Raw genomic sequence first — 11,863 nt, 5'->3', positions numbered from 1 at the left:
AAACTTTAGGGATTCTGATGAGCGACTTCTTCATACTACATTTTTGATTGATAATGTGAATGCATTCATAAGTGAGCCAAGGTACCTGGCATATCAGGAGAAACTTGCGAAGTTATGCAGGGATGGGTTATCAAAAGGGATTACGATTGTTATGACGGCGGTTGATACTAAGGGAATCACCTCCTATCTTGGAGGATTTAAACAAAAGATTGCATTTGAGATGCCTCAGGATAAATATTCAGAGATATTCAATGGAAAAGTGGACGTGATTGGCAATAATCCGGGGCATGGATTTGCGAATGTCACCGTTAAACCAGATGGTGTGACAGGAACCTTTCGAATGAACCTACCTTATGAAGTGCAATGTACGTACCCTTATGGAGACAATGATTCCGCCCGAGATACAGAAAGTGAATTCCTTCAAAAGGTAAAGGATAAATTCGAGTATTCTGATGGTCAGTATGTAAAAAGAGTGAAAAAGTATCAGACCTTCCCAAAAGAATTGACCAGATCTGAATACGATTACCTTCTACAACATGTTAAGGAAAACATGGATTATGCAAAGACCGCAATTAGTGTTGGATTGGATTATGTAGATTTCTACCCGGTAACACTAGATTTTGAACACTCACAGGTCGTTGCAATCTACGGAAAGAAGGAATTTGGTAAGACGAATTTACTTCGATTGCTAATGAATGGTCTATGTGACAAAAAACCAGATGCGAGAGTGGTTTTCCTTGATGATGGACGTAACCAGTTAAAGCCTATCTACGAGAGTATTAACACGCAGGTGGATTCTGTAATGATCCATCAATATGAACAGGTAGAACTGTGCTTCAATGATGATACAAATAAAAGTAAAAAGTTGTCTCCCCTTCAGCAGTTCTACGTGTACCTGAATGAGAATTATGTAACGATAGATAAACGATTTTTGGCAGGGATATATGGTGTTAGCAAAGAACTTTCCAAGGAGTTTGGTAAAATTCCAGATTGTAGCCTAGAGCAACAACCATTTACGGGTTTGTAATACAAAGCAAGCTCGTGTATCTGAATGCAAATGAGAATAAGTTCTTTATGAATGCCCTTCTTCCTCAACTAGCTGCGGTAGCAGAAGAGAGAGGATATCTGTTCGTATTTACAGATGTACAGAAGATTAATGATTCTGAGCAAAATTCCTTTTTTAATAATGCGATTTCCTCTTCTTTCTTACTTGACAATATCGCGGAGTTCGCAGGGGAACGAGGACAGAAAACAATCTTTGGAAGTATGGATGTCAAATCATTAAAAGAGGATTATGCAAGATGTGAAAAAGGCGATGGCTACTACTATGATGTAGAAGCAGATCGCTTAATGAAGTTAAAGTTTATCAAAACAGAAGAGTAAGAGTAATTAAAGTTTATCAAAACAGAAGAGTAAGAGTAATTTCAAAATACATAAAGACTACAACAAATAAAAAGGAGTAGATTTATGGCAACGATTGCGTTATACTCGAATCAAATAGCGCAGATGTCTGGAATGCTTGGAGAGACAAAGAAAACAGTCAGTGATTACAAATCAGAATTATTTTCACTAAAAACAAAGGCACTGGCGATCAAGCAATCCATATGTAATATGGAAGATGTTATAAGCTCCATACAGGCATCTACAAGTGTACAGCAGGCATTTTTTATGGATTATCAAAGGCGTTTAAGGTGTTGAAGTTGAAGATGATTAATAAGGGTGGAAGTAAAACGGTAGAAATTAATAATCCTGTTTTAGATAATATTAGAACAGGGAGTGCCTTAAAAGATGATTCTTTACATGCGTTTAATGATATTATTGATAATTATGCTGGTGATGCTACGAAATTTTCATTAGTAGGTGGAGATGGAGTGGAACGCTCATTATATCAGATAGAAGGTTCTCTAAATGGTAAGCAGGGAATATTTGAGTGGATTGTGGATCCTGATCCAGCAAAAGGAGTGACTCATCGTAGATTTATAGAAGGTATTGGTATAACAGGAAAGCCTAATGCTAGACCATAGGAGGATTGTTTATGTATAAAATTGATATTTTTGAGAGTATAAATATGCCAATAGACTGGTATGTAGTTTATTGGGGAATAAAAAATAAAATATTAAGTGTTGACACAGCTCAAGATTACGTCTGTAGAAAAATGGAAAAAGATAAGGCTGTTTCAGAAGAAGAATTAGAACTATCTTGGAAGGTGGATAATTTGATAGATGTTTTAGAAATTATAGAAAAAATACCAAAATTTCAAAATAATATCGAAGAAAACATGGAAAAGGCAAAGGAAAAAATTCGTGTAGCAATAATTATTTTTTATAGAAAGACAGAAAAAGACGTTGCTAAATTGTTTGCACAAATTGAGATGATATATGCAGATTTTGATTATCCACAGGATATGGAAAACTTTATTTCATATATGCCTATGGATGATGAATATATTTTAAAAGAGCATTCTTTGGAAGAAAATAGAAGTTATTTATTAAAAAAATTGGATTGCTATATTTGTGAACAAGTGAAAAAGTATAAATTAGAAATTGAATAATTATATTTAATTATGGTTATACTTTCAGACGCCCACCTCCCTCACCCATTTCAAAACTAAAATTACTATCGCCGAAGGCGAAAAGGATGGGTAGGGATGGATAATAAAGAGACTTTAGAAAATATTTCAGTTGGGTATACAATCGAACCTTACAAAATCAAAACTTCATATTGAGTTCTAAAACACTGATTTTAATGCACTTTTTTCATAACAAATTTTTATTGCGAAAGAGGTGCGTTTTTATGCGTGTAAGAAAAGTAAATTCAGATGCTGTTAAACTATGTAGTCGAGCAAAGTAAAATTGGTGCCTTGGCAAAATAGCAAAGATAATTCCAACAGTTTCAATAGTATCTGGTGTAATATCATTGGGGATGTTTGGATTTGACTTATTATCTTTGGGTGTTGGTATTTTAAATCCTGAAAGTACTTAATAAAGTTTAATCAAAAGCTTCATTCAAGTAAGCTATACAATGGGTTCCAAATGACTATAAGTGTATTGGCTGTGTTTACTGATGGTTTTACTAAGGGAATGAAGAACCCAATATGTTTTGTAGCAGGAACGATGGTATTAACCGCGATGGGATTGAAAGCGATTGAAACCATTCAAGCAGGAGATCAAGTAATAGCAACGAATCCAGATACATTCCAGACAGAAGAAAAAACAGTAGTTGAAACATTCATAAATAAGACAACATGTATCGTAAAGATCTTCATTCAGAATGAAGTGATATGCACGACAATGAATCATCCATTTTATGTGAAAGGACAAGGATTTCTAGCAGCCGGTAAACTTTCAATAGGTGATGAGATTATGAATGCATCCGGCGGTAGTTACCCAGTAGAATGTGTTGAACTGGAAGAAAAACAATAAGTCGTGTATAATTTTCAAGTAGAAGATTATCATACGTATTATGTTGGGGAAAATAGTGTACTGGTACATAATGATTGTGAAAATCCTGTAATTGATAATATGGAAAGCAGAGTCCCTGATAGTGAGGTTGAAATTCCTAATAAACGAGGAAATGCTCCAACAAGTAAGAAGGATGGAAAACCTATAGAGATACATCATGATGAACAAAATCCGAATGGGCCATTTAAGGAGATGCATCCGTCAGACCATCGTTATGGAGAAAATTATAAGAAAAACCATTTTAACTATAATCAAAAATCAAAAGTTGATAGAACTCAGTTTAGAAAGTGGAAAAATGAATATTGGAATTCTGAATGGGATAATGGAAGGTGGAAATAGATATGAAGAATTATAAATACTTTTGTAATGTTAAGGAAAATGCAGATTTTACAAAAAAAAATTGTCAGTTCTGCGGCAGTAATAATAATTGCTTAGAGGGGGTATATTTTGAACAGGATAATGTGGAGTCTATATGTTTAGAATGTTTTGACTTAAAAAAAGCAGTAGTTGATATACCTGAATATATAATAAAAAGAGTTGGATTTGATTATGCTAAAGTAGAAGAGCTAGCGTCTAATCCTCCAATTCCTTGGGTTCAGTCAAATGACTGGCAAGTCTGCTGTAATGATTATATGCAATACATCGGTGAATGGGGACAAGAGAATTTTAGAGAAAACTCAAATAATGAAAATGCAATAGCATTTTTTGAAAAAAACTTAGATGAAGATACTTTGAATAAAGTAGATGATATTAATGTACTGTGGGAGGACTTAGGATATAATACTGTTGCATATGTTTTTAAATGCAATGTTTGTGGAAAAATGAAAGTTGTATGTCAAAGTTATTAATTATTATAGGTGATCTAATGGGTGGATTATTCAATTTTGCCGTAGTTGGAAAGTGAGTAATAAAATGAACAAAGAAATTATGAAATTAACACAAACTATGAAGTATAATTCATTCTCTTCTGAAGAAACTATAAAAAGTGTTGAGTTAGAAATTGATATGATATTTCCCACACAATATAGAGAGTTTATGCTGGAGACTAATGGTGCAGAAGGGAATATTGGACAAAATTCATATCTTGCAATTTGGTCTATTGAAGAGATTGTTTCACTTAATATTGATGGGAAAGTTGAAGAGTTCACCCCTGAATTAGTACAATTCGCTTCCGATGGAGGGGGAATGGCATATGCCTTCGATAAAAGAGATAAGGAAATATCAATAGTGGCAATACCTGATGATTCAATCCATATTGAAGATGCAGAATTTTTAGGAAAAACTTTTCAAGAATTTTTACAATATTTATATGATACTGAATAAGATATTAGTTATGCAATTGACATGGAAAAGAATTAAGAATGTATTGTGATTGCAACTCTGTGTCAAAATGTTTGATAATATTGAATAATGATATTTTTTCTATAGTAAGTATGAATCAAATGTAGGATATGAATAAGGATTTAGATTAGATTCATTAAAATTATGGATAATAAAAATAAAATCAGTATAAAAAGTACTCAAAATAATGTACCCATTATAAAATAAGCCCTAAAATGTCTTAATGTTCTAAAAAGCATCTTAAGTAATACACAATTCATCACTTAACCTAGTAAAATCAACTCCTCACTGTTTTTATTAAAGAAGCTGCAGAGGATCGTAAATTCTAAGAAACCTTTAAAATTAAGGGCATGTCAGCCACGAGATGATTGACATGTCTTTTTTAAATAAAGAAAAAAGTAATTGAAACATATATAAATAAGACAACATGTATCGTAAAGATCATCATTCAGAATGAAGTGATATGTACAACAATGAATCATCCATTTTATGTGAAAGGACAAGGATTTATAGCGGCTGGTAAACTTTCTAAGGGTGATGAGATTATGAATGCATCCGGTGGTAGTTACCCAGTAGAATGTGTTGAATTGGAAGAAAGACAAGAAGTCGTGTATAATTTCCAAGTAGAAGATTATCATACTTATTTTGTTGGGGAAAACAGTATACTGGTACATAATGATTGTCCGGAGGGTAAAGCTCCTACTGAGGATGGTTTAGATACTGTTATTAAAAATGGTAAGATAACAATAGATGACATAAAGTCTAATCCAGATGCTTTTTCAGGAAAGTCAGCTAATGAAATTGCTCAAATGCTTAAAGATGCAGGTTACGATGTAACTGTTAAAGCTTCACAACGGTCAAGTTCTGGTGCTAAAATAATAAAGATTAATAATCCTGGTGGAGGAAAAAATATTACCCAAGTTCAAGTTTCACCAGGCGGTGGAAGACATGGAGCAAATCCATACGTAAAAATAAGTACTAGTGATCAAGGAATAATTAAGATAGTTGATGGAATTGAAGATGTTTATAAAACTGATGGAAAAGAAACTTCAACAATTATATTTACAGGAGGTAAGTAATAATGATTAATTTGGAAGCACCTATTATACCATGGATTGGCATGGGTGGAATAAAGCTATATAGTCATATAAGTGAATTGAAATCATTGCTTGAAAGTGAAAAAGTCGAGTGTTTTTTGTATGATAAATTTCTTGTTCGATATGAAATTAAGGGGAAAATATACATGTTTTTCAATCTAATTAATGGAAAGTTATTTAAGATAACAACTTTAGAAGAATATAAAGGTTTATTATTTGATGAAATATATGTAGGGCAAAAAACAGAAGAAATGTTAAGAGTAGATACTAGTTTTGAATATGATGAATTTGAGGAAGTATATGTAAGCGATAAAGGTGTATTTGTTGAAACGGAGCCTGAAACGGATACGGTAAAATGGATATCTGTATATATTAAAGAATTAGAAACAGAAGAGTTTGATAGAGCATTATGGTGAAAATATATTATTTTATAGGGTTAGTGAACATTAATTAACATTAATTATGTTTTACTTTAGGGCTTCCAACCACCTAAATCTAGACTCTTAATTCAATATCATGACTCTCACGAAGTGACGTCATCTATGATATGAATTAAGAGTCTTTAGCGATAAACTTTGTCTTAGGTATACAATTGGATTTTTAGGTGTAGTTCCAATACGCTCATATAAACGTGCTTTTTGTAGCAAAAAAACTTGTTGCGAGAGGTGCGTTTTATTATGCGATTTAAAAAAGTTGATTCAAAATCAATTATGCTCCACGAGGAGACCGAAGTAAAATTAAAAACAGCGGGAAATATGAGATAAGCTCAATTTTCTGCAGGAGTTAACAAAAGGTGTCCACAAGTTAGTAAACCTGACCCTTACAGATGTACAGAAGATTAACGATTCCGAGCAAAATTCCAATAAATAATTGAACAAGGTCTAATGCAATTAGTTGATAGAGTAATACATAGACAAACAGGTCATGATGGTGGATTTAGCATATAGGGACCAAGTAATAATTAAAGGAGGGAAAATTATGTGTAGGATAAGGTGGATATGTGAAAATGATAATGTTGAAATTAAAACTATCTCAAAAGTAGAAACAATATTGGGGGTGAAATTTCCAAAAGATTATATTGAAATCGCAGTGAAAAATGATGGAGGATATCCGAAACCAAATAGGTTTGATTTGGAAGGTAATGAGGAAGTGTTTGGTAATCTCTTAAGCTTTGATGAAGGAGATTACAGTAATATTATAAATACTTATAGTGATATAAAGGATAGACTAATTGAAAAAGTAATTCCGTTCGCTGAAGATCTATTTGGTAATATGATATGTTTTGATTATAGAAACAATAGTCAACCGTTGATAGTATTTTGGGAACATGAAAAAGCATTCAGTGATAAAGGAAGTGCGATTACCCATATATGTAATAACTTTGCAGAACTTTTAAATATGTTATATGAAACCCAAGAATAAAACTTGAAGACTAAGATGACTGCACCATTATATTATTAGTCTAGCAAAGGTTGAAATCAAACAAGGAAAACGAGTGGAATACCAAAATGAAGGGGAAGGTAGTAATCAGCATTACAGATTACTGTAAATCACATAGTCTAAAATTCCTTTATATTCAAAAAAGGGTCATAAGAAATAATTTAAGGGAATGAAGAACCCAATATGTGCTAGAACACCTTGGAAAAATAGCCAAGATTGTTCCTACAGTTTCCCAAATATCTGTTGGAATATCACTTGGAATGGAAGGCTTGATTTGCAATTTTTGAGCGTTAGTCTTTTTAATCCTAAAAATCCTATAGTACAGTTTAATAAAGAACTCCATTCAAGTAGTACATACAAAGGGTTTCAAATAACTATAAGTATAATGGCTGCGTTTACTGGTGGTTTTACTAAGGGAATGAAGAACCCAGTGTGTTTTGTCTCTGGAATTAATACAGACTGACAGTGAAAGTTCTAATTTTTTCTATGTATCCAATGTGCTTGGTGTATCATATGCCAGTGAATCCACCCTAATTTATGAATTAAAGATAAACTTTCCCAGTCTTTTTATTGACTACATATAAAAAAATACTTATAATTACATATAAAGGAAAAGATAATAGAAAAACCGAGAACAGTAAAACAAAAAACAATTTTTGGAAGTATGGACGTCAAATTTTTAAAAGGGGATTATGCAAGATGTGAAAAAGACGATAGCTACTACTATGATGTAGAAGCAGATCGTTTAATGAAGCTAAATTTTATCTAAACAAAAGAGTAAGAGTAATTTTAAAATACATAAAGACTACAACAAATTGAAAAATAAGGAGTAGATTTATGGCAACGATTGCATTATACTCGAATCAAATAGCGCAGATGTCTGGAATGTTTGGTGAGGTAAAGAAAACAGTTAACGATTACAAATCAGAATTATTTTCTTTAAAAACAAAGGCACTAGCGATCAAGCAATCCATATGTAATATGGAAGATGTTATAAGCTCCATACAAGCATCTACAAGTGTACAGGAAGAGAAAGTTGACTCTCTAGAGCAGGCTAGAGGAAGCAGCGAACAGTTTATAGAGGATACCTATCGCATTGACGGTAATGTAGCGGATCTTGTGAATAAACGAAAAGACGATTTTTATGATCAATACAAGTACCTTAAACCAGACTGTGAGAAGAATGGTTGGGAAAAGTTCAAAGATGGCTGTAAGAAAGCAGGGGAATGGTGTAAAGAACATTGGAAAGCAATTGCAACGGTTGTATTAGTGCTTGCAGCAATTGTAGTAATTGTAGTATGTCCAGCTGCTGCTGGTGCTTTACTAGTAGCTATGGCAAAAGCAGTTTTAGTTGGTGCCAGTATCGGAGGACTGATCGGAGGAACAATCAGTGCTCTAACGGGCGGTGATTTCTGGAAAGGTTTAGAAGATGGCGCATTTATGGGAGCAATCGCTGGACTCATAAGTGGTGGAATGGGATTCGCTTTTACTGGAGGTGTAAAAGGTGTATCAATGACCCTAGGACAAACATTACTAAGTGGTGGAGGTTCTGGAATAGGCAGCATCTTGCTTAGTGATTTGGGCGATATTGGAATCAAGGGAGAAGTAATGTCACTGAAGAAGATAGTAACTGATGTAGTTGTTGGCGGACTTACAGGAGTTGTATTTGCAGGCATTGGTTATGGAATTTCAAAGGCGTTTTCGGCATTGAAGTTGAAGATAATTAATAAGGGTGGTACTAATTTAGATGTAAAAGGTTATTCAAATTTTGCTGATGGAATGTCTCCGGAAGATGCTGCAAGGTACATAACTAATAATGAAGCAAGATTCTTTGAAGAATTTTCTGAACGTGCAAGTGCATCTGGATTAAATAGTACACAAATAGCAGAGGCATATAGTGCCATGAAGGTTGGAGATTATAGTAAGATGGCATCTTATTTTGATACATCATCACCAGTTGATAGTGCTGTATTTTGGAGTGGCAATAAAGAAGGTGCTGCGGTATATGCTAATAGCGTAGGTGGTACAATAATGGAACAAACTCCGGGAGGGCAGGTCTTTGATGGTTGGAGAGGATTACAAGGAATGTATCCGCAGTGGGAAACCGGAGCAACTCCACAAAAACCAATCTGGACAGCATTATCAAGTCAATATGCAAATGGAGTAGAGGGGTCTGTTACATATGTACATCCTGATGGATATATAGGAAATGTATGGAAGGAAATTGAGCTGCCAATTGTGAGTGATGGAATAAAAAAAGGATTGATAACAGGTATAAAGGAGATTAAGATTGATGGAAAATAGCAAAGCATATTCATATTTTATAGAGCAACTTAATGCGGTTGGTACTAAACGAATGGATGGGTATTACCCTAAGCTTATGGAAGAGATATATGATTGGGAAAGAGATGAAATAGAAGACATAGTGTGGAAACAATTCTGTGAAAAAGAAGATATTGATGTGGCAGCATTTTTACCAAAACTAAAAAAATATCAAGGTGTTGAAAAATTAAAAGAGATGTTATTAACGAGTACTGTACCAAGTGAACGTAGTGTAACTCTTTCGATAATTTTATATGAAATAAATGAAGATAAAACCTATTTAGAGATAATTAAGAAAAATATAGAATTAGAGCCAAATAAGATGTCTAATGTTTCAAAGCTGATATATTGTAAGCCGAATTGTAAAATATATGAATTGTTGGTAGAAATATATATTAACAGTGAGAGTGATATTATAAGAAGTACAGCAGTGACTGGTATATTATATAATAAAGGGATAATTACAAATCCGCTTGATTTACAAGAAATAATAAAGAACATAGATTTGGAAAGAAAATTTGATTCAGATGATCTTACTGAAAGAAAAAAAATAATAGAGAAGTTTGAAAAGCATCAATTATAATAAGATTTATTATGGTTATACTTTAGAACTCCATAAAACTGAATTATTTTATAAATACTGAATCTATTTTCTATCTGCGTGACAAATGTCATTAGCACCATAGAAGATAGATTCAGTTGCTATATCACCTGTGGGGATGGAGCACTGAGGGCGAAATTTGTCTTTGGGGTAACCTTGGAATAACAGGGGGAGGTTCCCTCATTTTCAGAAAGACTTTGGCGACAAATATGTATGTGAATAATCATCACAGACACTTCAAAAGCTGCTCGTAAGTCTTTTGTTCTTTACAGATATCAGCAGACCTACAGAGCTTTATTTCTGGTCACTGTATCCATCTCAGAATTATGTGGATATCTATCCGGTAATACTAGATTTCGATTGCTAATGAATGGTCTATGTGACAAAAAACCAGATGCAAGAGTGGTTTTCCTTGATGATGGACGTAACCAGTTAAAACCGATCTATGAGAGTAATAACACGCAGTTGCATTCCGTAATGATTAATCAATATGAACAGGTAGAACTGTGTGTTCCTAAAGTAGAAGCGGGGTGGTTTCAATGAAAAGATGTGATTGTGATGAAAGAATTGGTATAGAAATTAAATCATGGAATTTATTTCAAGAGTTAAAAATGTTCTTTGAAGAACAAGTAAATAAAGGAATATTTCTAGAAGTACTAGTGGAAGCACCATATTTTCAAGGTTATAACTTAGAACCTGAAGAAGTTAAAGAAGAATATAAATGGTATGCTGATAAATGGTATAAATGTAATGAATGTGGAACTTTATGGGAAATTAAATATCCAGATTTTCCTGCCAAGGGTTTTGTTAGAAAATTTGAGGCTGGAAAATATCAAGTAAAGGAGTAGATATGAACATTAATGAACCAATTGTAAATCCAGAATTGGTGGATGCTATAAGAAGATTAAAAGAAAACAATGCTACACAGGAAGAAATATCTGATGGCATTCACTGATTGGACAGAATTACGAAAGTGGAATAAGGAAGGAGAACAACAGACACTCGTATTCAATTGCGAAGATTACAAATTGATTTTAGGACGCTCGAATTCAGAATATTATGGTATGGTCATAAATCCTTTAGGGGAAAATATTATAATAACGCTAGCTATGTTTGAAACTGTTATGAATTATGAGCAAATTATTTCTAAAGGTGAAGAGGTAATGGTAGGAATAACGAGAGAGTATCCGACTAAAATGGTTGATGAACTATGCAATTATTTTTCGAAGGCTAATAAGATAGACAAAGCATATTTATTATGGATGGTAAGAGGAAAAGAAGGAAGTTATTTATTGGTCTTTGCTTCGCCAATACATCCAAAGCAACTATATCCTCAGATAGCAGAATTTTGTAGACCATTTCTAAATGGGAAATTTTTTGATATAGTTTCAGCCAGTTCAGATTTTGGGAAAAATGCAATTGAAAATCAATAACCATTTTATATCAAATAATGCTTATACTTTCTGGCACCCCACACTCCTATTTCTTAATGAACCATCAGTGATCTCATGAAGTGGTAAATTAATAATATAGAGACATTAGGGGGAAATTTACTATCTGGGTATACGAACATAGCAGAATCAAAATCTCATATTTAGTTC

Annotated in this window: 17 protein-coding genes; all 17 read left to right on the top strand. The window is 33.2% G+C overall.

Features of this window, described 5'->3' with window-relative positions; translation table 11 throughout:
• Window positions 1–1,027, top strand: a 1,027-nt coding sequence (locus BUB90_RS22105) for a hypothetical protein (RefSeq protein ID WP_330393823.1), incomplete at its 5' end; no start/stop codon positions are given.
• Window positions 1,028–1,074: 47 nt separating this feature from the next.
• The gene (locus BUB90_RS23845) at window positions 1,075–1,383 is read left to right on the top strand and encodes a hypothetical protein (protein ID WP_073291652.1); all 309 of its coding nucleotides are present in this window, start codon (window positions 1,075–1,077) and stop codon (window positions 1,381–1,383) included.
• 84 nt (window positions 1,384–1,467) lie between these two features.
• Entirely contained in the window at window positions 1,468–1,698 is a 231-nt protein-coding gene (locus BUB90_RS22095; protein ID WP_073291650.1) for a hypothetical protein, read from the top strand.
• A gap of 2 nt (window positions 1,699–1,700) precedes the next feature.
• Complete coding sequence (locus BUB90_RS22090) at window positions 1,701–2,024, top strand: hypothetical protein (protein ID WP_073291647.1); 324 nt, start codon at window positions 1,701–1,703, stop codon at window positions 2,022–2,024.
• Window positions 2,025–2,035: 11 nt separating this feature from the next.
• The gene (locus BUB90_RS22085; protein ID WP_073291645.1) at window positions 2,036–2,551 is read left to right on the top strand and encodes a DUF2247 family protein; all 516 of its coding nucleotides are present in this window, start codon (window positions 2,036–2,038) and stop codon (window positions 2,549–2,551) included.
• A 481-nt stretch (window positions 2,552–3,032) separates the two neighbouring features.
• A complete protein-coding gene (locus tag BUB90_RS22080) occupies window positions 3,033–3,422 on the top strand; it encodes a polymorphic toxin-type HINT domain-containing protein (RefSeq protein WP_073291643.1) in 390 nt (129 codons plus the stop codon).
• 3 nt (window positions 3,423–3,425) lie between these two features.
• Window positions 3,426–3,800: an HNH/ENDO VII family nuclease gene (locus tag BUB90_RS22075; RefSeq protein ID WP_073291641.1), complete on the top strand. Its 375-nt coding sequence runs from the start codon at window positions 3,426–3,428 to the stop codon at window positions 3,798–3,800.
• Window positions 3,801–3,802: 2 nt separating this feature from the next.
• On the top strand, window positions 3,803–4,309 hold the full coding sequence (locus tag BUB90_RS22070; RefSeq protein WP_073291639.1) for a CbrC family protein: 507 nt from the start codon (window positions 3,803–3,805) through the stop codon (window positions 4,307–4,309).
• Window positions 4,310–4,373: 64 nt separating this feature from the next.
• The gene (locus BUB90_RS22065; protein ID WP_073291637.1) at window positions 4,374–4,784 is read left to right on the top strand and encodes an SMI1/KNR4 family protein; all 411 of its coding nucleotides are present in this window, start codon (window positions 4,374–4,376) and stop codon (window positions 4,782–4,784) included.
• 404 nt (window positions 4,785–5,188) lie between these two features.
• Window positions 5,189–5,881: a polymorphic toxin-type HINT domain-containing protein gene (locus tag BUB90_RS22060; RefSeq protein ID WP_084139430.1), complete on the top strand. Its 693-nt coding sequence runs from the start codon at window positions 5,189–5,191 to the stop codon at window positions 5,879–5,881.
• Between the two features lie 2 nt (window positions 5,882–5,883).
• The gene (locus BUB90_RS22055) at window positions 5,884–6,315 is read left to right on the top strand and encodes a hypothetical protein (RefSeq protein WP_073291633.1); all 432 of its coding nucleotides are present in this window, start codon (window positions 5,884–5,886) and stop codon (window positions 6,313–6,315) included.
• 562 nt (window positions 6,316–6,877) lie between these two features.
• A complete protein-coding gene (locus BUB90_RS22050) occupies window positions 6,878–7,321 on the top strand; it encodes an SMI1/KNR4 family protein (RefSeq protein ID WP_073291631.1) in 444 nt (147 codons plus the stop codon).
• An 855-nt stretch (window positions 7,322–8,176) separates the two neighbouring features.
• Window positions 8,177–9,643 (top strand): hypothetical protein, encoded by a 1,467-nt coding sequence (locus BUB90_RS22040; protein ID WP_073291625.1) that lies wholly within the window; start codon window positions 8,177–8,179, stop codon window positions 9,641–9,643.
• Window positions 9,633–10,244: a hypothetical protein gene (locus BUB90_RS22035; RefSeq protein ID WP_073291622.1), complete on the top strand. Its 612-nt coding sequence runs from the start codon at window positions 9,633–9,635 to the stop codon at window positions 10,242–10,244. Before BUB90_RS22040 ends, BUB90_RS22035 begins: the two co-directional genes overlap by 11 nt.
• A gap of 384 nt (window positions 10,245–10,628) precedes the next feature.
• Entirely contained in the window at window positions 10,629–10,805 is a 177-nt protein-coding gene (locus tag BUB90_RS23740; protein WP_170865564.1) for a hypothetical protein, read from the top strand.
• Window positions 10,802–11,110 carry a hypothetical protein gene (locus BUB90_RS22030; RefSeq protein WP_073291620.1) on the top strand — a complete coding sequence of 103 codons (309 nt, stop codon included), beginning with the start codon at window positions 10,802–10,804 and terminating at the stop codon, window positions 11,108–11,110. The genes BUB90_RS23740 and BUB90_RS22030 overlap by 4 nt, the downstream gene beginning before the upstream one ends.
• Before the next feature lie 93 nt (window positions 11,111–11,203).
• Window positions 11,204–11,695, top strand: coding sequence for an enhanced serine sensitivity protein SseB C-terminal domain-containing protein (locus BUB90_RS22025; protein ID WP_242952590.1), 492 nt, complete (start codon window positions 11,204–11,206; stop codon window positions 11,693–11,695).
• Window positions 11,696–11,863: the final 168 nt, after the last annotated feature.

The sequence above is a fragment of the Anaerosporobacter mobilis DSM 15930 genome (assembly GCF_900142955.1).
Taxonomy (GTDB): domain Bacteria; phylum Bacillota; class Clostridia; order Lachnospirales; family Lachnospiraceae; genus Anaerosporobacter; species Anaerosporobacter mobilis.
Note: the sequence above shows the minus strand (reverse complement) of the source record. Positions and strands in the feature narration are given on the sequence as shown.

What these genes read in the sequence shown, in the direction of transcription:
- BUB90_RS22030 (WP_073291620.1), top strand. Translation starts at nt 10,802, where the DNA reads ATGAAAAGATGTGATTGTGATGAAAGAATTGGTATAGAAATTAAATCA.
- BUB90_RS22050 (WP_073291631.1), top strand. Translation starts at nt 6,878, where the DNA reads ATGTGTAGGATAAGGTGGATATGTGAAAATGATAATGTTGAAATTAAA.
- BUB90_RS22025 (WP_242952590.1), top strand. Translation starts at nt 11,204, where the DNA reads ATGGCATTCACTGATTGGACAGAATTACGAAAGTGGAATAAGGAAGGA.
- BUB90_RS23845 (WP_073291652.1), top strand. Translation starts at nt 1,075, where the DNA reads ATGAATGCCCTTCTTCCTCAACTAGCTGCGGTAGCAGAAGAGAGAGGA.
- BUB90_RS22080 (WP_073291643.1), top strand. Translation starts at nt 3,033, where the DNA reads ATGACTATAAGTGTATTGGCTGTGTTTACTGATGGTTTTACTAAGGGA.
- BUB90_RS22055 (WP_073291633.1), top strand. Translation starts at nt 5,884, where the DNA reads ATGATTAATTTGGAAGCACCTATTATACCATGGATTGGCATGGGTGGA.
- BUB90_RS22095 (WP_073291650.1), top strand. Translation starts at nt 1,468, where the DNA reads ATGGCAACGATTGCGTTATACTCGAATCAAATAGCGCAGATGTCTGGA.
- BUB90_RS22035 (WP_073291622.1), top strand. Translation starts at nt 9,633, where the DNA reads ATGGAAAATAGCAAAGCATATTCATATTTTATAGAGCAACTTAATGCG.
- BUB90_RS22040 (WP_073291625.1), top strand. Translation starts at nt 8,177, where the DNA reads ATGGCAACGATTGCATTATACTCGAATCAAATAGCGCAGATGTCTGGA.
- BUB90_RS22065 (WP_073291637.1), top strand. Translation starts at nt 4,374, where the DNA reads ATGAACAAAGAAATTATGAAATTAACACAAACTATGAAGTATAATTCA.
- BUB90_RS22085 (WP_073291645.1), top strand. Translation starts at nt 2,036, where the DNA reads ATGTATAAAATTGATATTTTTGAGAGTATAAATATGCCAATAGACTGG.
- BUB90_RS22070 (WP_073291639.1), top strand. Translation starts at nt 3,803, where the DNA reads ATGAAGAATTATAAATACTTTTGTAATGTTAAGGAAAATGCAGATTTT.
- BUB90_RS23740 (WP_170865564.1), top strand. Translation starts at nt 10,629, where the DNA reads ATGAATGGTCTATGTGACAAAAAACCAGATGCAAGAGTGGTTTTCCTT.